General features: G+C 31.5%; 23 protein-coding genes, 1 tRNA gene and 1 other RNA gene. 7 read left to right on the forward strand and 18 right to left on the reverse strand.

The window, feature by feature from the left end; translation table 11 throughout:
* The first annotated feature begins 266 nt into the window (after positions 1 to 266).
* From L1S49_RS13095 to L1S49_RS13120, 6 genes are all read left to right on the forward strand, one after another.
* Complete coding sequence (locus tag L1S49_RS13095; RefSeq protein ID WP_238905182.1) at positions 267 to 587, forward strand: PadR family transcriptional regulator; 321 nt, start codon at positions 267 to 269, stop codon at positions 585 to 587.
* 14 nt (positions 588 to 601) lie between these two features.
* Entirely contained in the window at positions 602 to 1,261 is a 660-nt protein-coding gene (locus L1S49_RS13100; RefSeq protein WP_238905184.1) for a permease prefix domain 1-containing protein, read from the forward strand.
* A gap of 2 nt (positions 1,262 to 1,263) precedes the next feature.
* Positions 1,264 to 2,178 (forward strand): DUF4097 family beta strand repeat-containing protein, encoded by a 915-nt coding sequence (locus tag L1S49_RS13105; protein ID WP_238905186.1) that lies wholly within the window; start codon positions 1,264 to 1,266, stop codon positions 2,176 to 2,178.
* Positions 2,179 to 2,424: 246 nt separating this feature from the next.
* Positions 2,425 to 3,102 (forward strand): M15 family metallopeptidase, encoded by a 678-nt coding sequence (locus L1S49_RS13110; protein ID WP_238905188.1) that lies wholly within the window; start codon positions 2,425 to 2,427, stop codon positions 3,100 to 3,102.
* 31 nt (positions 3,103 to 3,133) lie between these two features.
* Positions 3,134 to 3,835, forward strand: coding sequence for a response regulator transcription factor (locus L1S49_RS13115; protein ID WP_073021632.1), 702 nt, complete (start codon positions 3,134 to 3,136; stop codon positions 3,833 to 3,835).
* Entirely contained in the window at positions 3,822 to 4,928 is a 1,107-nt protein-coding gene (locus L1S49_RS13120) for an ATP-binding protein (RefSeq protein ID WP_238905190.1), read from the forward strand. The genes L1S49_RS13115 and L1S49_RS13120 overlap by 14 nt, the downstream gene beginning before the upstream one ends.
* A 44-nt stretch (positions 4,929 to 4,972) precedes the next feature.
* Here the strand turns inward: L1S49_RS13120 and L1S49_RS13125 are convergent, their stop codons facing one another.
* The 13 genes from L1S49_RS13125 to thiS are packed head-to-tail and all read right to left on the reverse strand — an operon-like array spanning position 4,973 to position 17,855.
* Positions 4,973 to 6,823, reverse strand: a complete 1,851-nt coding sequence (locus tag L1S49_RS13125) for a GTP-binding protein (RefSeq protein WP_238905192.1) — start codon at positions 6,821 to 6,823, stop codon at positions 4,973 to 4,975.
* 17 nt (positions 6,824 to 6,840) lie between these two features.
* Complete coding sequence (gene cysD / locus L1S49_RS13130; RefSeq protein ID WP_021803899.1) at positions 6,841 to 7,641, reverse strand: sulfate adenylyltransferase subunit CysD; 801 nt, start codon at positions 7,639 to 7,641, stop codon at positions 6,841 to 6,843.
* A 15-nt stretch (positions 7,642 to 7,656) separates the two neighbouring features.
* Positions 7,657 to 8,385 (reverse strand): ABC transporter permease, encoded by a 729-nt coding sequence (locus L1S49_RS13135; protein WP_238905194.1) that lies wholly within the window; start codon positions 8,383 to 8,385, stop codon positions 7,657 to 7,659.
* Positions 8,363 to 9,202 carry an ABC transporter ATP-binding protein gene (locus tag L1S49_RS13140; RefSeq protein ID WP_021803901.1) on the reverse strand — a complete coding sequence of 280 codons (840 nt, stop codon included), beginning with the start codon at positions 9,200 to 9,202 and terminating at the stop codon, positions 8,363 to 8,365. Before L1S49_RS13140 ends, L1S49_RS13135 begins: the two co-directional genes overlap by 23 nt.
* Positions 9,199 to 10,221 carry an aliphatic sulfonate ABC transporter substrate-binding protein gene (locus L1S49_RS13145; protein WP_238905195.1) on the reverse strand — a complete coding sequence of 341 codons (1,023 nt, stop codon included), beginning with the start codon at positions 10,219 to 10,221 and terminating at the stop codon, positions 9,199 to 9,201. Before L1S49_RS13145 ends, L1S49_RS13140 begins: the two co-directional genes overlap by 4 nt.
* Positions 10,222 to 10,249: 28 nt before the next feature.
* Positions 10,250 to 10,564, reverse strand: coding sequence for a 4Fe-4S dicluster-binding protein (locus L1S49_RS13150; RefSeq protein WP_073021647.1), 315 nt, complete (start codon positions 10,562 to 10,564; stop codon positions 10,250 to 10,252).
* Positions 10,545 to 12,236: an adenylyl-sulfate reductase subunit alpha gene (locus tag L1S49_RS13155; protein WP_238905196.1), complete on the reverse strand. Its 1,692-nt coding sequence runs from the start codon at positions 12,234 to 12,236 to the stop codon at positions 10,545 to 10,547. The genes L1S49_RS13150 and L1S49_RS13155 overlap by 20 nt, the downstream gene beginning before the upstream one ends.
* Positions 12,227 to 12,826 (reverse strand): adenylyl-sulfate kinase, encoded by a 600-nt coding sequence (gene cysC / locus L1S49_RS13160; RefSeq protein ID WP_238905198.1) that lies wholly within the window; start codon positions 12,824 to 12,826, stop codon positions 12,227 to 12,229. Before cysC ends, L1S49_RS13155 begins: the two co-directional genes overlap by 10 nt.
* A gap of 9 nt (positions 12,827 to 12,835) precedes the next feature.
* A complete protein-coding gene (locus L1S49_RS13165; protein WP_238905200.1) occupies positions 12,836 to 14,065 on the reverse strand; it encodes an aminotransferase class I/II-fold pyridoxal phosphate-dependent enzyme in 1,230 nt (409 codons plus the stop codon).
* Positions 14,066 to 14,076: 11 nt separating this feature from the next.
* Entirely contained in the window at positions 14,077 to 16,380 is a 2,304-nt protein-coding gene (locus tag L1S49_RS13170; protein ID WP_238905204.1) for a sulfurtransferase TusA family protein, read from the reverse strand.
* Between the two features lie 23 nt (positions 16,381 to 16,403).
* On the reverse strand, positions 16,404 to 16,811 hold the full coding sequence (locus L1S49_RS13175) for a M67 family metallopeptidase (protein ID WP_238905206.1): 408 nt from the start codon (positions 16,809 to 16,811) through the stop codon (positions 16,404 to 16,406).
* A 23-nt stretch (positions 16,812 to 16,834) separates the two neighbouring features.
* Positions 16,835 to 17,650, reverse strand: coding sequence for a molybdopterin-synthase adenylyltransferase MoeB (gene moeB / locus L1S49_RS13180; protein ID WP_238905208.1), 816 nt, complete (start codon positions 17,648 to 17,650; stop codon positions 16,835 to 16,837).
* On the reverse strand, positions 17,640 to 17,855 hold the full coding sequence (gene thiS, locus L1S49_RS13185) for a sulfur carrier protein ThiS (RefSeq protein WP_238905211.1): 216 nt from the start codon (positions 17,853 to 17,855) through the stop codon (positions 17,640 to 17,642). The genes moeB and thiS overlap by 11 nt, the downstream gene beginning before the upstream one ends.
* Before the next feature lie 266 nt (positions 17,856 to 18,121).
* Between thiS and L1S49_RS13190 the strand changes: the two genes are divergently transcribed.
* Positions 18,122 to 18,613: a dihydrofolate reductase gene (locus L1S49_RS13190; protein ID WP_238905213.1), complete on the forward strand. Its 492-nt coding sequence runs from the start codon at positions 18,122 to 18,124 to the stop codon at positions 18,611 to 18,613.
* A gap of 24 nt (positions 18,614 to 18,637) precedes the next feature.
* Here L1S49_RS13190 and L1S49_RS13195 read toward each other — a convergent pair whose 3' ends face one another.
* From L1S49_RS13195 to lgt, 5 genes are all read right to left on the reverse strand, one after another.
* Complete coding sequence (locus L1S49_RS13195; RefSeq protein WP_073021842.1) at positions 18,638 to 19,444, reverse strand: YitT family protein; 807 nt, start codon at positions 19,442 to 19,444, stop codon at positions 18,638 to 18,640.
* A gap of 161 nt (positions 19,445 to 19,605) precedes the next feature.
* Positions 19,606 to 20,259 (reverse strand): superoxide dismutase, encoded by a 654-nt coding sequence (locus tag L1S49_RS13200; protein ID WP_238905290.1) that lies wholly within the window; start codon positions 20,257 to 20,259, stop codon positions 19,606 to 19,608.
* 330 nt (positions 20,260 to 20,589) lie between these two features.
* An RNA gene (gene ffs / locus L1S49_RS13205) (signal recognition particle sRNA large type) lies at positions 20,590 to 20,854 on the reverse strand.
* Positions 20,855 to 20,858: 4 nt separating this feature from the next.
* Positions 20,859 to 20,948, reverse strand: a tRNA-Ser gene (locus L1S49_RS13210).
* A gap of 175 nt (positions 20,949 to 21,123) precedes the next feature.
* On the reverse strand, positions 21,124 to 21,912 hold the full coding sequence (gene lgt, locus L1S49_RS13215) for a prolipoprotein diacylglyceryl transferase (protein ID WP_275299595.1): 789 nt from the start codon (positions 21,910 to 21,912) through the stop codon (positions 21,124 to 21,126).
* Positions 21,913 to 22,082 lie beyond the last annotated feature (170 nt).

The raw sequence follows: 22,082 nt of genomic DNA on the forward strand, positions 1-22,082 counted from the left end.
TTCCATTCTTCCATTCTTCCATTCTTCCATTCTTCCATTCTTCCATTCTTCCATTCTTCCATTCTTCCATTCTTCCATTCTTAGGAATTTTAACATAAAAGCTGTTTCTACAATACTTTTCTGACAAAATTAAAATAAATTTAACCTAAATTACTAGTTTTATAAATTTAATACTGTTTGCTTTTTTATTCAGATATACCTTGACAGGCGAGGTATATATTTATATTATATAACTATAGAGACGATATATTGCAAAGGAGGAAACTATGTCTATTGCATCAGATTTGATTAGAGGTCATACAGAAACTATTATTTTATCTCAATTATTAGAAAAAGATAGCTACGGCTATGAAATAAATAAATCCATACAAATGAAAACAAATAATGAATATGAACTAAAAGAAGCAACTTTATATACAGCTTTTCGTAGATTAGAACAGTCAGGTTTAATAACTTCTTATTGGGGAGAAGAAAACACAGCTGCCAGGAGAAAGTATTACTCAATAACGAAACTTGGACGTGAATCTTATACTTATAATAAATCAGAATGGGAAAGAACAAAAAAACTAATTGATAGTTTAATTTAATGGAGGGGTTATTAATGAATGATAAACTTTATAGATACGTTAACAACTTATTTGAAGATGCACCTAAAAATAAAAAAACTTACGACTTAAAAGAAGAACTGCTTTCAAACTTAGATGCAAAATACACTGATTTAATGTCAGATGGATATCCAGAAGATGAAGCTTGCAATATTGTTATTTCAAGTATAGGAGATGTGGACGAATTAATTAATCGCCTTAACTCTCCAGATGAAGTTAACTCAGATTTAATTGATGAAAGAAAAAAGAAATCAGCTTTATTAGTAGCTGTAGCAGTTGGATTATATATTTTGAGCCCTTGCTTTGTAATAATTTTTGATATTCTTTCTTTAGATGAGAATCTAGGAGTTATACCAATGTTTATATGTATAGCAATAGCTACTGGAATTCTTATATATAACGGAATGACTAGTCCTAAATATTTAAAAAAAGATGAAACTTTAGTAGAGGAATTTAAAGAATGGAAAGCTGCTAACTCAGAAAATGTACGAATTAAAAAATCAATCACTTCTGCTATGTGGATTACAATTGTAGCTATATATCTTGTTATAAGTTTTTACTTTAATGCTTGGCCATTCTCTTGGATAATTTTTGTCATAGGTGCGGCAATTGATCAGATTATTTCAGCTGCCTTCGACTTAAAGAAAAGGAGGTAGTTATGAATAAAAAATTTGCTATAACAAGAATAATTGCTTCTTCTATATTGGCAATTGTATCTTTATTTATATTAGTGTCTTTAATCCTTGGAAACTTTAGTCCTACAGATTTTATATTTAGGTTAAATGGGAAGTATACTTCTACAAACGAGCAGACAGCTTCTATTGATTCTATTAGTAAAATAGACTTAAGAAATTTTGGAAGTGAACTAGTAACTATATACCCTACAGACTCTAATGAAGTTAAACTTTTGCAAAGCTCAACTACTACTCTTAAAAATGAAGATTTAATTTCTATTTCAAAGGAAGGTAATTCTCTTATATTTACTAAACCTAACAAAATTACATTCTTTAGTGTAAAGATTTTTTCTCAGAAAATAGACTTATATATACCAAAAGATTATTCTGATGATTTATCTATATCTATGTCCTCTGGTAAACTTTCAATGGATGGTCTGAACTTTAAAAATTTAGATGTATATCTTAGTTCAGGAACTTGTGATTTAAAAAATCTAACTGCTGAAAATACGGAGTTGAGATTATCTAGCGGTACTCTTAATGCGAACGCTATTAAGTCTAATATCATGACAACAGATATTAGTTCTGGTAAGTTAGTGGTAGAAGGTGAATTCACTAATATAGATACTCAAACTTCTAGTGGTAGTACAAAAATATCTAGCAAAATAACTCCTGAAACCTTAAGTTCTAAAGTATCTTCTGGTAAAACAGATATATCAATCCCTGATAATAATGGTTTTGAAGTTAGATATAAAAGATCTTCTGGAAGTATAGTATTGGACTTCCCCCTATCCGACTTTAATAAAGATAATAAAAGTGGTGTTGCAAAATATAAAGATGGAGGTAATACTTATAATCTAAGTGTTTCTTCTGGAAAGCTAACTTTAGGAAAATTATAATATTATAAGTGGCTAAAAACTAAGTGAAAAATTAGTTTTTAGCCACTATTTTTATATAATCTAAAGAATTTCTTAAATATACTAACTTATTAATAATTTCTTTAGGTTTCTTAAGGTTTAATTATAAGCCTCTTTAATAATTATTTGTAAAATTGCCTTATTGAACTTATTCTCGCAAGGAGCAATAAGGCTAAAATCTTGCCACTTTGGGCTAGATATCAGATAAATATTTAGGAGGTATAAACTGTGAAGAGGTATTATAAGAAAAGGAGAGGTAATAAAAAAGTATTTTTATTAATATTACTACTGATACTAATATTAATTAATTTTCCTAAACACTTAATAAAATCCTCTATGGACAATTCAAAGGATTATTCTAGTATTTTGTTGCTTGTAAATAAAGACAATAAATTAGATAAAGATTATAAGCCTGATGACCTAACTATACCAAATGTTAGTTTTTCTCCAAACTCAATTGAAGAAGAGCATTTTTTGAGAAAAGAAGTCTCAACAGCTTTAGAGGAATTATTTAATGCTGCAAAAAAGGATAATATTTATTTATACTCCTTATCTGGATACCGCTCCTATTCTACTCAGAAATCAATTTATGAGAGAACTATTAAGCAGCAAGGTAGAAAACATGCTGACGAATACGTAGCGAAACCAGGATACAGCGAACATCAAACAGGTCTAGCTATGGATGTAACAACTAAGGATTCTTATGTGATTTTCGAAAACACTCCAGAAGCAAAATGGCTATCAAAAAATGCTTATAAGTATGGTTTCATTATTAGGTATCCATTAGGGAAAGAATCTATTACTGGATATAGTTACGAGTCTTGGCATATACGTTATGTTGGGAAAAAGGCTTCAAAAGAGATATTTACTAAGGACTTAGTATTAGAACAATACCTAGAGAAATAATTTTGTATTATAATCTACTGGGGTGATAAAATTGAGAGAAAAAATTTTACTTGTAGACGATGACAAAGAAATATTAAACCTTCTAAAAATATATTTGGGTAATGAAGGTTACTCAATCCTTAAGGCATCAGATGGATACTCTGCTTTACATATGTTAAGTAAAGAAACTCCTCATCTAGTAATTTTAGATGTAATGATGCCTGGTATAGATGGTATAGAAGTTTGTAGAGAAATACGTCAAACTATGAATATACCAATAATAATGCTCAGTGCTAAGGGGCAAAATACGGATAAAATCACCGGTCTTTTAACAGGAGCTGATGATTATATAACTAAGCCTTTTGATCCCTTAGAATTAGTGGTTCGCGTAAAAACTTTGTTGAGACGGACTTATTTATTCAATAACTCTTCTGAAATAAACAAAGATGATGATTTATTAGAGCTTGGTAATTTATCTATTAGGAAGTCCACACATTTTGTTTCCGTAAATGATAACGAGATAACCTTAACTGCTAAGGAATTTGATATACTGATTCTTTTAGCTACAAACCCTAGTAGAATCTTTTCTAGTGAAGAAATATTTGAAAAGATATGGAAAGAAAAGTATTATCAATCAAATAACACCGTTATGGTTCATATAAGCAATCTTAGAGATAAACTTGAATATTATACCGAAGGTGAAAAAATCATTCATACTGTTTGGGGGGTGGGATATAAAATTGAAAAAATCTGATATTTATAAACATGAATTACTATTATTATCTATGTTTATTTATCCAGTATTGCTTACTGGTTTAATTTTTCTAATGTCCTTAATTATTTGGAAAGCTTTTTTATTTTTTATAGTTAGTGATAACTCAACTTTAACAATGTATATATATAAATTTAGGTTATTATTGAATGTTGATTTGATTAAAAATATCTTTGCAATCTTTATATTCCTTTTTAGCTTTCATATGGTTTCTAAAAATAAGATTATATACTTTTTAGAAATAAGCAATCAAGTAAAGGATATGTCTAATGGTAATTTTAAAGCTCGTATTCCCATAAATTCAAAACTTTCACTAGGAGGTTTTGCTAAAAATATAAATACCATAATGAGTAAATTTAATGATGCTATTTTAGAGGAACGTAAATCTGAGCAGACTAAAAGAGATCTTATAACTAACATCTCTCATGATTTGAGAACCCCTCTTACTTCTATAATAGGATATTTAGAACTAGTTGATTCAGATAAATATAAAGATGAACTTACCTTAAGGCACTACACTAATATAGCCTACTTAAAATCTAAAAGATTAAAATTTTTAATAGATGATCTTTTTGAGCTTACTACCTTAAATAATTATGGACTCAAACTATCTAAAGAAAATATAAATCTAATAGAGTTATTAAATCAAATTACTCTTGAAAATAGATTGAATTTTAGAAAAGCTAATATGGAGTGCAGATTATATTTTCCTGATGAAAAAATCTTTATATTCGGGGATGTAAATAAATTAGTAAGAGCTTTTGAAAATCTTATAACTAATTGTATAAAACATTCTAAGTCTAGTCCTTTTATAGACATATACGTACATAAAGATCTTGGTAAAGTAATTATTAAATTTATAAATTATGGTGAACCTATACCAGCTATAGACATCCCCTTTATATTCGAGAGATTCTATAGAGTTGAAAAATCTCGTTCAGAAGAATCTGGTGGCTCAGGCTTAGGCCTAGCTATAGCTAAAAATATTATAGAACTTCATGAAGGAAATATAACTGTTGAAAGTTCTATAGAAGAAACCTCGTTTATTATAACTTTTCCCATTAGCTCTACATAGAAAAAAGACTCACTATACTAGAGCGCATAGTGAGTCTTTTATGCTTATATATAATATTCTACTGTTAAATTAAGAGTTTCTAAAATAGCTTCTGCTTTTTTATCTGAGTTAAATTCAGCGTCATCTATATATAGAGAAAGTGTTGGATAATCTGATTTTTCATATAGATATTCCTTTGCATTATCATTCTTAAATGCATTAGGATTTCTCTTTTTGCAGATTTCACTAGGAGCTTCTACATATATTTCCGTATAGCTGTCTTTACCTATGATATCTTTTGCGTATTCTCTGTCTTCTTTAAATCTACTTACTGCCGAAACTATTGTTATTGTTCCACTATCTGCAAAAAGATTCGCTACTTCCGCAATTCTTCTTGTTTGTTCATACGCATCTTTTCTATCAAAAGCTAAGTCTGAACTTAAGCCAAATCTTAAGTTAGATGAATCTAAATAATACACCTTTTTACCTAAATCAAACAGCTTCTTTTCAAGCTTAACTGCTATTTCATTTTTACCACAGCCAGGAACACCTGTAAGCCATATTACTTTTCCTTTTTGATTAAGCTTAGCTTCTCTTTCTTTTCTAGATACAAGTCTTTTTCTAATTGCTAGATTGTTAGTTTTAAGTTCTTTAATTTCTCTTCTTAAAGAATCCTCAACTCCAGATATAATTCCACCACCACTTACATCATATCCATCTACAATTACAAATCTTCCTGTAGCTTGAAGTTTTGTAAATTCATCAAAGCATATAGCATGTTTGGTTTTTATTGTTACTTCTGCTACGTCATTTTTATTAATTTCAGATAAATCTGCTTTGCTTTCTAATGTTGCTGCGTCTATTATCTTATTTACTGATAAAACTTCGAATTCTACTTCATCTGTAGTAATTTTAAGCTTATATTTTTTATTTGCTACAAGCGGAGTTTTTCCAAGCCAGAATATATTTGCATTAAATACATTTGCAACTGTAATAGGATCTTCTTTATGACAGATTACCTCTCCTCTTTTATTAAAGAATTCATCTTCAACAGTTATTCCTACAGACATTCCTGCTGTTACTTTATCAGTTTTATCTTTTTCTTGCCAGTATTCTATAGTTTTAACCTTTGTAGTTTTTCCGCTTGGATATATAACTATTTCATCTCCAGCTTTTAGTGTTCCTGCTTCTAATCTTCCTGCTATAATTCTTCTTGTATCAAATTTATATACATCTTGAATAGGGAATCTTAAGCCTTTACGTTCAATTCCTTGATCTTTCTTTATACTGTCCATAGTTTCTAGGATTGAGCCACCTCTATACCAAGGAATATTTTTAGCCTTTGAAACTATATTTTCTCCATAGAAGGCTGATATAGGAATATACCTTTCTGGATATATGTTTAAGTTATTTAGGAATTCATTAAATTGAGCTTGTATCTCATTAAATCTTTCCTCTGAATAATCAACTAAGTCCATTTTATTTACTGCTACATATACTTTCTTTATTCCTAAAAGTGAAAGTATGTATCCATGCCTTTTTGATTGCTCTTGTATACCCTCTTTAGCATCTACTACTAGTATTGCAGCTTCTGCACTAGCTACTCCCGATATCATATTCTTTAAAAATTCTTTATGTCCAGGTGCATCTATAATTACGTAATCTCTTTTTTCAGTAAAAAATTGAAGCATTGTTATATCTATTGTTATACCTTGCTTTTGTTCTTCTTCAAAAGCATCTAAAAGGTAAGCATATTCAAAGCTCTTTCCCTTCTCTGCTGATATTCTTTTCACCTTCTCTATAGCCCCTGCTGGAAGTGAATCTGTATCATAAAGAAGTCTACCTATAAGGGTTGATTTACCGTGATCTACGTGTCCTACAACTACTATATTTAAATTTTCTCTTTCCTTACTCACTATGTTGCCCCCCATTCCTACATGTATCCAAGTTTTCTTAGTTTTTGTAATGCATGTGCATCTTCTTGGTCTTGTGCTCTACCTGATCTTTCAGTTTCTTTTGTATTTTTAAGTTCTTCTATGATTTCGTCAATAGTAGTAGCATTTGAATCTATAGGGTTTGTACATGGAGCACAACCTAAGCTTCTATATCTCTTACCATCTTTAGCAAAGTATAAATCAATTAGAGGAATATTTTCTCTCTTTATATATTCCCAAACATCAAGCTCAGTCCAGTTTAAGATAGGATGCACCCTTATGTGGTTTCCTTTTCTGAAATCTGTCTTAAATTGATTCCATAATTCTGGTGGTTGATCAGTATAATCCCATTCTGATTCAGCATTTCTTTCACTAAATATTCTTTCCTTAGATCTTGAGCCTTCCTCATCTCTTCTAACTCCAACTATAAGTCCATCAAACTCTTCTCTTTTTGTGATTTCATTAAGAGCATCTGTTTTAAGTGCTTTACAACATACTAATCTGCCTTGTTCGGGTCCCATTCCTTCTGCTAAAGCTTTATGATTTGTATTTACTATAAGGTTTAGATTATATTCTTTAGCTACTTTATCTCTAAACTCTATCATTGCTGGTATTTTGTGAGTTGTATCTACGTGTATTAATGGAAACGGACAATTTCCATAAAAGGCTTTTTGAGCAAGCCACAACATTACTGTAGAATCCTTACCTATTGACCAAAGCATACCTAACTTCCCTAAATGTTTATATGCTTCTCTTAATATATAAATACTTTCTGCTTCTAATCTATCTAAATGATCCATTTGATAGCCCCCTTCTTATTTAACTTCTAATCCACACTTATATCTAATATTTTTTTCTAACTTTTCAAACACTAATTTATCAAAAACAAATCCTAATATTATTATTACTATCATAATAGCCATTACTTGGCTTATATCCCCAAGTTCTCTCCCAACTGTAAGGACCTGTCCCAGTCCCTTAGTTGCTGACATCATTTCTCCAGCCATTAAAGCTCTCCAAGCAAATGACCAACCTTGCTTCATCCCAGATATTATAGCCGGAAGTGCTGATGGAATTATTACGCTCCAATATAACCTAAAGCCTTTTGCTCCCATAGTACTTGCTGCCTTAACATATATAGGATTAACATTTTTAATTCCTGATTCTGTAGCTATGGATATTGCAAATATTGATCCTATAGCTATAACAAATATAATTGCCTGCTCATTTATTCCAAACCAAAGGATTGAAAAAGGTATCCAGCATATACTAGGTAGTGTTTGAAGCCCTAATATCATGGATCTGAAGTTTTCATCCAAATATTTATATCTTACAATTAAAAGCCCTAAAGCTATTCCCACTATTAAAGATATTAAATAGCCTATAAAAAGCCTCTTTATACTAGCTGCTATAGCTATAAACAAAGTATTATCACTTATAAGTTCTCCTAAGGTTTTGGCTACATCTATTGGAGATGGGAAAATATATGGCTTCCATATCTTAAATACATCTACCCCCAGTTTATAAACCAGCTCCCAGATCATTAGTAGAATCATATAAAATGCTACTTTCTTTAATACTCCAATCACTATCGTATTCTGCTTTTGCAACCTTCTCCACCTCCTCTTTAAGTTCTTTCATGATTTCAGCGGTTACTGCTGCAACATCTAGATTTCCTTCTTCTCTAGGTCTTCCAAGCTGTATCTTAAATTCTTTTTTTACTCTGCCAGGGTTAGCTGCCATTACAATGACCCTATCTCCTAGTAAGACAGCCTCCTCAACGTTATGCGTAACAAATATTATAGTTTTTTTAGTTTCCCACCATATATTTTGAAGTTGTAATCTTAAAATACTTTTAGTTTGAGAATCTAATGCTGAAAAAGGTTCATCCATAAGTAGTACATCTGAATCTAGAGTCAATGCTCTAGCTAAAGCTATTCTTTGCCTCATTCCTCCTGATAGTTCATGTATATAAGAGTTTTGAAACTTACTTAAATGCACCATTTTTATATACTTTAAAGCCTTCTCTCTTCTTTCTTCTTTTGGAACTCCAGCTACCTTCATTCCAAATTCCACATTATCTATAACCTTAAGCCAAGGAAACAATGCTGATTCCTGAAACATTACGGCTCTATCTGGTCCAACACCTTTTATCTCTTTATCATCTAAAAACAATCTACCTTCAGTAGGTTTCTCAAGCCCCGCAATTATATTTAACAAGGTGGATTTTCCACATCCTGAAGGGCCTAAAAGACATATAAATTCCCCCTTTTTGAAGGTGAGATTTATAGTATCTAGGGTGTGTGTATCTTTATGCTTCGTTATAAATCTTTTGCTTACTGCTTCTATTCTTAAACTCACCTGGCATCCCCCTTAAGTAGAACTTTATTAAGTATATCTAATTCAAATAAATTGCTTCCTTTATACTCTTCTTTTATAAAACTAACCCTCAAGGATAAATTTATCATCTCGTTCATAATTTCTGGATTTGGGTCATTTGTTACTGTAATTCTACTGAAAGCTTTTTCTAATACATCTTCATCTAAAGATTTTTTAGTTAAATTTTTTATTTCCTCATTAACCAAAGAAGCTGCCTCTTTTTTATTGTTATTTACATAGCTTGTTAGCTCCACATGAGCTTTTAAAAAATCCTCCACTACATCTGGATGTTTTTCTAAAAATTCCTTACGAGCAATAACAACAGTTGTAGGATATTCTCCATTTCTCCATATATCGTTATAGTCTAGAACTAAATTAGCTCCTACTTCTTTTTGTAATCTAGCTCCCCAAGGTTCTGGAACTAAAGCTCCATCTATATCACCTTTATCTAAAAGAGTTTTTATATCTGCATTAGTAGCCTGAACTACATCAACAGTTCCACCTTTAGTTGTTTCCATTAATCCATTTTCTCTTAATAGATATCTTAGACATAAATCCTGAGTATTTCCATACTGAGGTATAGCTATTCTCTTACCATCTAAATCTTTAACAGTTTTAATGTCAGAATCCTTTTTAGATACTAAAATGGCTCCTGCATCTGTAGATCCAGCAATAATAACAACATCTCCTTTGGATTTTGTAAATCCATTTATAGCTGGTCCAGGTCCTATAAATCCTAAATCAAGTTCTCCTGCTAGAAAAGCCTCTATTTCTGAAGAACCTGCATTAAATTGCTTCCAATCAATAGTAATGTCGCTTCCTAAAGCTTTCTGATAATCTCCTCTGTTTTTACCTATCAAAGCTTGTGAATGAGTAAAATTTGCAAAAAAACCTACTCTTACGGTAGAAGAATCTTCATTACTTTTTTTAGAATCACAGCCTGCTAACATTGCAAGGATAAAAATAAAACTTAAAGCTAGGCTTATGGTTCTTCTCCCCATGCTTTTCCCCCTTCTTAGATTTTATAACCTAATACTTGTTAGATTCTTTTCTATTAGTTGTTATAACTTTTTCATTTCCGTTTTTATCTACTATATGCCAGTGAAGATCTTCTTTTTGTTTATTAACATAAAGATAAGCCCCTTTTCCGCCTATATCTTCACCTAAATAATATTCTATAGCCTTTACTGGACATTCTTTTAAGCATGCCGTACAACCCCAGCAGTCTTTTTCATACTTAATATATGCCTTGCCTTCAGAGTCTCTATATATTAAGCTTCCAGGACAAACCTCTAAGCATTTTCCACATTTAATACATGTTTCTTTACGAATTCTTATGCTCATAATTTTCATCCTTTCCTACTATATCTCTTAAAATAATCTTTATAGCCCCATCTTTATATACAGAGTTTACATACTTAAACCAGTTATCATCATCTCTTTCAGGAAAATCAATATTTTCTTCATAGCATTTCCATCTAGTCTCTTCTCTTGTTAATAAATGTTCTATAAGCACCTCTGAAACCTGAAGTCTATCTATTATTTCATAAATAAATAGAAGTTCATGTAAATCATTAGCCTTTAATCTATTAACTTTTTCAAACAGCTCTTTAATTTTAGTTTTAGCCATAGTTAAGCTTTCTTTGCTATATCTATAATATTTAGATATTCCACCTGCATACTCATCCATTATGGTCTGCATTTCTTTTTCTAAATCTTCTATAGATAAATCTACTTCTTCATTTAGGAAAAATTTATTTAACTCTTCAAGCTTACTATTAATTTCACTATCAGCTAAAGTTTCTAACTGTTGCTTCTTTATATACTCTAAGGCATCCTCCGATGCTATTTCTCCCTCAACAAAACATCCTGTAACATATTTCTTAGGGCTTCCCCCTGTCACATCTCCTGCTGCATATAACCCTTCTAATGTACTCTTCCTATTTCTATCTACCCAATAACCACTAGCTGTATGTCCACCAACTATATATGGTTCAGTTCCATCTATCTCAACATTTTCTGTCGATGGTGATGTATTATTTTCAACCCACTTTAAAGTTTGGCTAGGTGCCATATTAAGATAAGCCTTTAATAAGTCCATTTCCTGTTCCTCTGATATACCTTGCGTTTTAAGGTAACATGGTCCAAGTCCCTGCATATTCTCCATTAAAGTTGAGTGAAGTCTATTTATAGTAGTAGGATCTCCATACTTTCTGACATAGGTTTCTCCACTGCCATTTATTTGTGGAGTTCTTATACCTTGAGCTATAGTTCCTGTAGGAGCTATAGTATCCTTACATCTTAAAGCTATAAACCTCATCTCAAAGGTAGTCATCTCAGCTCCAGCTCTTATTCCCATAGCATATCCTGCCCCAGTATTAAAAGGACTGTACCACATTTTGTGCCTCGAAAAGCCTGCATTATTAGGTTTATATATTCCAGCAGCTCCTCCTGTTGCACAAATAGTTGCTTTGCTATATATCGCATAGAAAATATTTTCTTTTATAGAGAAGCCGTAAGCACCTATGACCTTATTATCCTTCACTATATAATCAGTTATATTAACTCCATTTAGAACTTCTATATTTTTTCTCTTAGCTAGTTGTTCTGCTAAAAGTGGTTTTATATTTTCACCGTTTATTTTTATACTTCTCTTCCCTCTTGATTGATAATTGCCCTTATCATCTTTTAATATAGGAAGTCCATATTCTTCTACTTTTTTAGTTACACTATTTAGTCTCTCTGCAATTGTGTAAACTAAGTCTTCTCTAATAACACCGTAAAACTCCTCTTTTACGTAATCTAAAAATGATTGTGGTGTTTCTCCATCAACTATATAAGCATTTAATGCATTCACTCCAGCCGCTAGACAACCACTTCTTTTTATATTTGCTTTTTCAGCTACTAAGACCTTTATTGATTCATTTTCACTAGCCTTTAAAGCAGAGAAGCAGCCCGCTGCTCCTCCCCCTATTATTAAAAGATCCGTAGTTAAAACCTTAGTTTTTAGCTCCATAAACCCTCCTCTAGATAAGCTACTAACTTATCTACACATTCATCTAAAGTATTTAAATGGGTTGATACTACTATCTCTGGATTTATAGGACTTTCATAAGGTGAATCAATTCCAGTGAAATGTTTTATCTCTCCTGCTCTAGCCTTTTTATAAATTCCTTTAGGATCTCGTTTCTCGCATACTTCTATTGGACAGTCAATGTATATCTCAACAAAATCTTTTCCAAGTAGATCTCTTACCTTTTGTCTATCTTCTCTAAATGGAGAAACAAAAGTAGCTATGGTTATCACTCCAGCATCTACAAAAAGCTTAGATATTTCTCCTATTCTTCTTATATTCTCTACCCTATCTTCATCTGAAAAACCTAAATCAGAATTTAATCCATGTCTTACATTATCTCCATCTAGGGTGTAAGTCAGTTTTCCCATATCATGAAGCCTCTTCTCTAGGCTTGATGCTACAGTAGACTTTCCTGACCCAGATAGACCAGTGAACCATAAGACAACTCCCTTTTGTTTTAATAGCTCTTCTCTATCTTCTCTAGAGACATTCATTTTGTGCCACACTACATTAGTTGATTTTTTCTCCATATCATCACCTCATATAGCCTTTAATGCTTCTTCAATGTCCCCGATTATATCTTCTATATCCTCAATTCCAACAGATAATCTTATTAGATCTTCATAAACTCCCATTTGAAGTTTTTCTTCCTCTGTATTGTTTAGGCATATAGTTGATGCAGGGTGTATTATAAGTGTTTTTGTATCTCCTACGTTAGTAAGATTAACTATTAGTTTTAATGCATTTATAAACTTAAAGCATCTCTCTTTGCTTCCTAGTCTAAAAGTTAAAATCCCACTGGCACCTTTTTCATAATATTTTTCAGCTAAATCATAATAAGGTGAAGATTTTAATTTAGGATAATTTACTGAAACCACCTTTTCATGAGCCTCTAAGTATTCTGCAACCTTTACGGTATTCTCACAGTGCTGCTTCATTCTTAATGACAGAGTCTCTATTCCAGTAAGATTTAAAAAAGCACTCATAGGTGATAAGGCTGCACCTAAATCTTTTCCTATTGTATCTCTTAGCTTACCTGTGAAGGCCATCTTTCCAAACTTCTTAGAGTAGTTACTGAAGTTCTCGAATTTCTCACTTTTATATTTAGTACTTCCACCATCAACGATAACTCCACCTATTGAATTAGAAGTTCCGTTTATATATTTTGAAGTTGAGTGTATAACAACATCTGCTCCATATTTTATAGGATTTATTAGGTATGGAGTTGTTATGGTTGAATCCACAATAAATATAATATTGTGCTTATTACAAAACTCACTTACTTTTTCAATATCTAAAATGTCTAGCTTAGGATTTCCTATAGCTTCTGCAAATAGAACCTTAGTTTTTTCAGTAACTACTTTTTCTAAACATTCTTCATCTAAAGTCTCAAGAAAATTAGTTTTTATCCCATAGGATTTTAGGTTTCTAAATAAAGTATAAGTTCCTCCAAATAATCCTGAAGAAGATATTATTTCGTCTCCACTTTCAACTATGTTCATAATAGCTAGATATATAGCACTCATGCCTGAAGCCGCTGCTGTAGCCGCCATTGCACCTTCTACACTAGCTATTCTTCTTTCAAAGGCATTTATAGTAGGATTTGATATTCTTGTATAAGCAAACCCCATAGCTGTTCCCTTAAATATTCCTTCAAGCTTTTCTGGTGAAGTGTGAGCATATGCATTGGATAGAAACACAGGAGTGTTAGTAGCTCCTGTACTATCTAAAGCCTCATTTCCATGAATTAACTTCGTGGTAAACTTCATAAGCGCACCCCCTACTTCTTTTCTATAACTAATAAGTTATAGCCATCATAGTTAGTGTCTATAGAAATTATTTTGTGTCCTTCTTTTTCAACACTCTTAGGAACATTATTTATTGGCGCTCCATCATCTAAGTAAAACCCTCTCTGATCTCCAGATTTTATCTTAGATAGCTCTACCTTAACTTTTACAAAGTTTATAGGACATTGAACACCTCTAAAGTCAACAACTTGAACAGAAGGTTTAGAATCTTCAACCTTTTCTGCCTCTATTTCAGTTTCTTTCGCTAAGGTTATTTCTAATTGTCCATTTAAAGAAGCATACATATCTTTAACTTTAGTTGCTAAGTATTTAATATCATCTTCTTTAGAGGTTATATCACTTACATCTCCTAATTTGTAATCTATAAGTTCATCAAAAAGATCTTTTATACTTTCTTTTACATATCCCTCTTCTATAAAATGTTTGCTAAACTCTTTAAATATTTGTCTATCCTTATCTGTATCAACACCTTTTAATATTAAAAGCGCTCTAGCTGCTGATACTGCTCCGCTATATAGATCAGCTGAACTTTTGCTTACAGAGAATTTTTGAAGTGAGCTATCTGCATTGGCTAAATCTAACTTTATAACATCAAATACTCCTGTACTACATTCTCCAGCTCCTCTACCTTCTATAGAGAACTTTTTAGAAGCACCAAAATCATAATAAAGTTCTGGATTCTCTTTAGCGCTATCTACAGAAGAATAGTCTTCAACTAATTTCTTTATATCTTCTCTTTTTTCTTTTAGGAACTTCTCAAAGTCCTTAATTTCTGAAGAAACTTTTAAACCAGCAAGATCTATAAGATATTTAGGAATCTTTTTAGCTGGAATATCTCCAAAAACCTCACCCATTTTTGCTCCACCAGCACCTACGAATCCACCAAATGATATTGAATAAGATGGAACTAATCCATCCTCAGATCTTATTGCTCTTCCACTAAACCCAATTGCTCCTTTTTGATGTTGTCCACAAGAGTTAGGACATCCAGAAATAAATAGTCTAGGTAAAGCATCCTTGATTTCATCACTTGCTCCCTTAAACTCTTCTTTTATTCCCCTTAGTAGTCCTTGAGATAAACATAATCCTAATTGACAGGTTGATGCTCCTGCACAGGTTACTGAATTATCTAAATCAAATCTTGATGAAAACTCTTCAATCTCTTGTGCTAGTTTTTCTACATCATTTCCTTTTAAATTTCTTACATAAAGTCCTTGCGTAGAAGTTAGCCTAATGTCAGCATAATATCCTAAATTCTTAACAAAATTTATTATCTTATTTATAGATTCTGAATTCATATTTCCGCTTTGAGGATGAACATAAATTGAATAATATCCATCTTGCTTTTGCTTAAATATAACATTTTTATATTCATCTTTTATCTCAATAGAATATCCTGCATCATAGTCAGTGTTTTCAAAAGCACTGTCCTCTATAACTAAATCTAGGTTTCTACTCGCTTTTACCCTATTTAACTCATTATTGAATAGCTCAAGGAATTTTTCTTCCCCTAATCTATGAACTATATATCTAATTCTAGCTTTATGTTTATTGCTTCTATCTCCTTCTTTTTCAAAAAGTTCTTTCATAGCCTGTACATAATATAAAGCTTCTTTAGTTTCTATAAAATGTGATAACTTAATAGCTACTCGTGGATTTCCACCAAAGCCGCCTCCACCATATACTTCAAAGCCCTTAACTCCATCCTGAAGCTTTGCAATAAATCCTAAGTCAGAAATAGTCGCATTGGCTGTATCTTCTGGAGAGTTTGAAAAAGCTATTTTATACTTTCTTGGAAGATTCATAGTTGATGGATCCTTAATAAGATAGTCTGTAACCTCTTTTACATAAGCAGTTACGTCAAAGACTTCATCACTAGAAACTCCTGATAATGGTGATAAAGCCACATTTCTTACTGTATTTCCACCAGTTCCCTTTGTGATTATTCCCACCTTTATTAACTTTTCCATAATAGCATGAACATTTGTTAATTCTACATTTTGAAACTGAATATCTTCTCTAGAAGTCAGATGTATTTTACCGTTAGAATACTTATCTGCTAGTTTAGATACTGTTTCAAACTGTTCTAGGTTAATTACTCCACCAGGTATTCTAAGTCTAACCATGTAAGTTTCTTTTTCTCTTTGTTCATAAATTCCCATAGCTACTCTAAATGCTTTAAATCTTAATGGGTCTATTTCTTTATTTAGATACTGTTTCGACTTTATATCAAACTCTTCTACACTTTTAAAATGCTCTTCTAATACATTAATCATCTTCACACACCCCAAATAATTATTTAACTAATTAGGTATTCTAACTTCTCCACACCTTCTTTAGTTATCTTGAATATATTAAAAACTGGCTCCTCTTTTTCTAGCGAAACTATTCCATATAAAGCTTTAGGATCGTAGGCAAGTTTCTTATCCTCCTCTGATGGTCTTGATGGAGTATAAGGATGGGAGTGGTAATTCCCTAATAATATCAGTGCTTTTCCTCTTATAGCTCTAATAGTATCAAACTGCTCTTTGGGATCCATAGAAAAGTGTTCACTACTTTCATCTATGTTTCTTAATGCATATACCTTTTCTATATAGATATCCTCTTCTTTTTTTGTACCTGCGATAAGTCCACAACACTCTAATGGGTATTCTGCTTTAGCTTGGTTAATTATCTTTTCATACTCTACTTTTGGTAAATATATCATTATATAGCCCTCCTAAGTTAAACCTAAAGCTTAAGGTCACAAGTTGGAGCTGCATAATCTATAAGTTCAGTTATAGTAGGATGTTCTCCACAAACTCCACATTTCTTATTATGATTTACTTTGATTTTCTTAAATTGCATCTTTAATGAATCATAAGTAAGAAGATATCCTGCAAGTTGTTCCCCGATTCCAAGCAAATATTTTAATGCTTCAGTAGCTTGAAGTGTTCCTATCACTCCTCCCATAACCCCTAAAACTCCAGCTTCTCTACAAGTTGGAACTGCACCTTCTGGTGGTGGTGTTTGGAATATACATCTATAACAAGGTGTTCCATTGTCAGGTATATATGTTGTAAGCTGACCTTGGAATCTTATTATCCCACCATGAGAGAATGGCTTTTTAGCTAATACACAGGCATCATTTATTAAAAACTTAGCTGAAAAATTATCTGTACCATCTATGATAAAGTCATAATCTTGATCTGCTATTATCTTCAATATATTTTCTGATGTAACAAACTCATGATAAGTTATTACATTTATATCTGGATTCATTTCATTTATAGTTTCTTTTCCTGATTGGACTTTAAGCTTGCCTACATCTTTTGTTTGGTGAATTATTTGTCTTTGAAGATTAGATAAATCAACAACATCAGCATCAACGAGTCCTATAGTTCCAACACCTGCTGCTGCTAAAAACATTGCCGCTGGGGCCCCAAGTCCACCAGTACCTATTATAAGAACCTTAGAATTAAGAAGTTTTTCTTGTCCTTCTACCCCAACTTCTGAAAGTATTATGTGTCTAGAATATCTCTCTATTTGATCATCTCTAAAGTCCAATACTTCCACCTCCCATAAAGTATAAGAAATCTACTTCGTCATTTTCTTTAAGCTTGGTGTCAGAAAAACTATCTCTTTCTAAAAACTCCCCATTTAATTGAACCGAAACCATATCTGGCATTTCTACATCCTCTGCCTTTAAAAGCCCAGTTACTGTTAAAATTTCTTCATAACTTTTTTGTTCTCCGTTAACTTTGATATTCATGTTTTCTCCCCCTAATAGTTATTGCCTAGTTTTTTAGTATGAATACTATATTTTTCTTGAATTATTATTAAAAATACCACTTTGTATTTAAATTGTCAATATGAATTTTCCATTTATTAAAGAGCTTATACATAGTAAATTCACATCAATCCGCATGTAGTCACACTTACTTATTTGGGAAAAATATTTTTAAATATAAAATATTTTTGTATCTTTATACTTACACCATTTTATTATATAATTACTAGATAAAGGAGGATGTTCTTATGCTTTCAATAATAGTAGCTGTAGCTGAAAATAATTCTATTGGTAAAGATAACAATCTCCTATGGAGATTGCCAGGGGATCTAAAAAGATTTAAAGAAATAACTGATGGTAATACTATCGTTATGGGAAGAAAAACATTTCTTTCTCTACCAAAAGTTCTTCCTAACAGACATCATATAGTTATAACTAGAGATAAAAATTTTAGTATAGATGATAAAAACGTGACTGTTATTAATTCATTAGAAACTATTTTAGAAAAATACTCTAATAATCCTGAAGAGGTTTTTATAATTGGTGGCGGAGAAATTTACGCTTCGTTCTTCCCATATGTTGAAAAGATTTATTTAACCAAAGTTTATAAAAATTTTAATGGTGATACTTTCTTTCCAGAAATAGACTACTCTAAATGGGAAAAGACTTATGAGAGTCCTGTACAAGAAGAGAACAATTTAAAATATCAGTATACAAATCTAATAAAAAGAGAGCATTAGAAAATTTCTAATACTCTCTTTTTATTAATGTATAGCTCTCTTTTTATATCTCTTACCAGTTACCTCAACATTTCCTATGGTTATTAATGCATTTTCATCAAACCCTAAAACTATAGATTTTAATTTAGTTATCTCAAGTCTAGAGACTATTACATATATAACATTAGTTTCTAAACCTTTATATGCACCTTTTCCATCTAATAATGTAAGCCCTCTTCCTAGCCTGTCCATGATTGCACTTGTTATATCATCGTACTGTTCTGATATAATCATTACAGCTTTAGCTTCATCTAATCCTTCTACAACAATATCTATTACCTTAAATGCTATGAAATATGCTAATAATGAGTACATTGCCTTATCCCATCCAAATATTAGGGAAGATATTCCTAATATAAAAAGGTTAAAAAACATAACAATCTCACCTATAGAAAAACTGACCCTCTTATCTAAGATAATAGCTACTATTTCTGTACCATCTAAAGAACCGCCATTTCTTATTATAAGTCCTACTCCTGCCCCCATTATTACACCACCAAAAACCGCTGCTAATAATATATCATGGGTTATTCCTGGTACAGGATGTAATACACTTACTCCTATAGATAAACAAATTACTGAAAATAAAGTACATATAGTAAAAGTCTTTCCTATATGTTTATATCCCAATATAAAAAATGGAACATTAAACAAAAATGTAAATAGTCCTAGAGGAAGCCCTGATACATGACTTGCCATAATTGACATTCCTACGACGCCCCCATCTACAAGCCCATTGGGAACCAAAAATATCTCTAATCCTATTGATACTAAAGCACATCCTAAAATCATAAATAATCCATTTACTACATAATTAACTCTCTTTTTTACTTTCACTGCACTTCCTCCCCCCTTTTATTTTATTTATAATTATACATTTTCTAATAAGCTTTAGTAAATATTAATTTTATCCATAATAAAAGGAAGATAAGATATCTCCCTTTTATAAAAATCTATTTAGTTTTATATAGCTGTTCAGCTTTATCCCAATCTACAACATTCCACCAATTATCTATGTATTCAGCCCTTTTATTTTGATATTTAAGATAATATGCATGTTCCCATACATCTATAGCTATTATAGGCTTAACACCTAATTCTACTGGTCCATCTTGATTTGGAGTAGATACTATCTTAAGATTTCCTTTATCATCTTTAATTAACCATGCCCATCCAGATCCAAATCTACCTAACGCCTCTTTTTTAAATTCTTCTTTAAATTTATCAAACGAACCAAAAGTTTTATCTATAGCAGTTTTTAATTCCCCTTTTGCTTCTCCACCTTTATTAGGCCCTATTATTTCCCAAAAGAATGTATGATTATAATGTCCACCTGCATTATTTCTAACTTGTTCTTTAATTTCCTTAGGTAATTTTTCTAAATTAGATAATAAGTATTCTAAAGTTTTATCTTGAAGCTCTGGATATTTTTCTAATGCCTTGTTTAAGTTATCAATATAAGCTTGATGATGTTTGTCATGATGTATTCTCATTGTAGCTTCATCTATATATGGTTCTAGTGCATTGTATGCATATTTTAATGCTGGAAGCTGAAATGGGTATATATTTCCTGCAACTTTATCCTCTTTAGCCTTTACTGGAACCATAACTATTCCTAAAATCAGCATAGCTGTTAAAAGTATTCCTAATAATTTTTTCATTATATAAACCCTCCTTTTTTCTAAAGTATTTTTTACCTTATTAAGGAGTTTTATTAATGTAAATTCTACCAAACCTTTTTTTGTGATATTTTTTTACATATTTTTTCTTGTTTTCCAGCCGCATGCCGTCGAAATTTCTACATATAGTATAGGTTATCCACATTGTCCACAATATGTTGTTGATAACTTTTTTATAGTATATTCTTTTTTTTAATCTTCCTTTAAAATGAAAAAAACCTTTAAGATTTCTCTTAAAGGTTAATATACAATATAACACCGTGCACCTCACTTCGACAGTAATCTATGAACGTTACCTAAGTAGTTAGCTCAGACCAGGTTAATCCACGGCACACGGAAGGATTCACTTATCGCTGCTTCCTTCCGGACCTGACGAGGTTCATGAGCTTCCGTTGCGTGGGACCCAATCCTCAACACTACTTGCTTAGGGCAGACTCCACAAATTAAAGCCTAGGCGAGGAATTCAATCCTGCTATAGCGGATTGCAGGTTACAGGGCACCGCTAACTCCCCATCTAGCACGGCATATGGCGGAGAGAGGGGGATTCGAACCCCCGGTAGAGTTTCCCCTACACCCGCTTTCCAGGCGAGCTCCTTCAACCGCTCAGACATCTCTCCATATCAGTGCATTTCCTCTAGGTATATTAGGTTATCACCTAATTTCCTGACACGTATTCCATTATAACAATTTAAAAGTATTGAGTCAAGGCATTATACTAAAATAGACCTGTGGTAAGTTTTCACTTATTGAAAACTATATGGGAATAGCTATCAATAACTATTCCCATATATCTTAAGCTTTATTTCTTTCTCTAAAAGTTACAGCTGCTATATATATAACTCCAACTATTATACCTATAACACTTACTAATTGGGCTACTCTTATTCCCATAAAGTATAAGCTGTCTGTTCTTAAGCCCTCAATAAACACTCTTCCTAATGAATATAATGCAAAGTAAGCAAAGAACAATCTTCCCTTAAGGTCTCCTCTATATGTTCTATATATCCACACTAAAAATATACACACAAGAACATTCCAAATAGATTCATATAAGAATGTTGGATTATAATAAGATCCATTTATATACATTCCTTTTTGAATAAACTCTGGAAATTTACTTATAAATTCTTCTGATACTTTTCCACCATGCGCTTCAGAATTAAAAAAGTTTCCCCATCTACCTAATGCTTGAGCTAGTATTATTGATGGTGCTGCTAAATCTGCATAATCTAACATAGATATCTTCTTCCATCTCGTATATATAAAAGCTCCAAGCATAGCTCCAATAAGACCTCCATGTATAGCTAAGCCACCTTGTCTTATATTTATAATTTCAGATAAATTATTTCTATAATAATCTAATTCAAATATAACATAATAAGCTCTTGCTCCCACTATCGCTAGTGGAAATGCCACTATAAATATATCAATTAATTTCTCAAAATCTATTTTTCTTTTAGGCGCATTTATATACGCTAATAAAAATGCAAGTATAATCCCTAAAGAAATAAGAATTCCATACCATCTAAATTCTATTCCAAATAAATCAAACGCAACTGGATTCATGTCTTTCTCCTCCATACTTTTTTTATATTTTCTATGATACCACATTTTTATAGAATTTATATGAAGAATTTGAAGTGTATTCTATAATGATAGAATTTAATACAGTTTTATATTTATTCTATTTTATATCGAGTCCGCTCTAAGGCTCATAAACACTATATATTCTTAACAATCTATATTTATAA

The organism is Clostridium sp. YIM B02506, assembly GCF_022324845.1.
In the GTDB taxonomy this organism is placed as follows: Bacteria; Bacillota; Clostridia; order Clostridiales; family Clostridiaceae; genus Clostridium_T; species Clostridium_T intestinale.

Coding starts and splice junctions, on each gene's coding strand:
- L1S49_RS13095 (WP_238905182.1), top strand. CDS start 267: ATGTCTATTGCATCAGATTTGATTAGAGGTCATACAGAAACTATTATT.
- L1S49_RS13100 (WP_238905184.1), top strand. CDS start 602: ATGAATGATAAACTTTATAGATACGTTAACAACTTATTTGAAGATGCA.
- L1S49_RS13105 (WP_238905186.1), top strand. CDS start 1,264: ATGAATAAAAAATTTGCTATAACAAGAATAATTGCTTCTTCTATATTG.
- cysD (WP_021803899.1), bottom strand. CDS start 7,641: ATGGATCATTTAGATAGATTAGAAGCAGAAAGTATTTATATATTAAGA.
- L1S49_RS13135 (WP_238905194.1), bottom strand. CDS start 8,385: ATGATCTGGGAGCTGGTTTATAAACTGGGGGTAGATGTATTTAAGATA.
- L1S49_RS13145 (WP_238905195.1), bottom strand. CDS start 10,221: ATGGGGAGAAGAACCATAAGCCTAGCTTTAAGTTTTATTTTTATCCTT.
- L1S49_RS13150 (WP_073021647.1), bottom strand. CDS start 10,564: ATGAGCATAAGAATTCGTAAAGAAACATGTATTAAATGTGGAAAATGC.
- L1S49_RS13155 (WP_238905196.1), bottom strand. CDS start 12,236: ATGGAGCTAAAAACTAAGGTTTTAACTACGGATCTTTTAATAATAGGG.
- cysC (WP_238905198.1), bottom strand. CDS start 12,826: ATGGAGAAAAAATCAACTAATGTAGTGTGGCACAAAATGAATGTCTCT.
- L1S49_RS13165 (WP_238905200.1), bottom strand. CDS start 14,065: ATGAAGTTTACCACGAAGTTAATTCATGGAAATGAGGCTTTAGATAGT.
- L1S49_RS13170 (WP_238905204.1), bottom strand. CDS start 16,380: ATGATTAATGTATTAGAAGAGCATTTTAAAAGTGTAGAAGAGTTTGAT.
- L1S49_RS13175 (WP_238905206.1), bottom strand. CDS start 16,811: ATGATATATTTACCAAAAGTAGAGTATGAAAAGATAATTAACCAAGCT.
- thiS (WP_238905211.1), bottom strand. CDS start 17,855: ATGAATATCAAAGTTAACGGAGAACAAAAAAGTTATGAAGAAATTTTA.
- L1S49_RS13190 (WP_238905213.1), top strand. CDS start 18,122: ATGCTTTCAATAATAGTAGCTGTAGCTGAAAATAATTCTATTGGTAAA.
- L1S49_RS13195 (WP_073021842.1), bottom strand. CDS start 19,444: ATGATTTTAGGATGTGCTTTAGTATCAATAGGATTAGAGATATTTTTG.
- L1S49_RS13200 (WP_238905290.1), bottom strand. CDS start 20,259: ATGGTTCCAGTAAAGGCTAAAGAGGATAAAGTTGCAGGAAATATATAC.
- lgt (WP_275299595.1), bottom strand. CDS start 21,912: ATGGAGGAGAAAGACATGAATCCAGTTGCGTTTGATTTATTTGGAATA.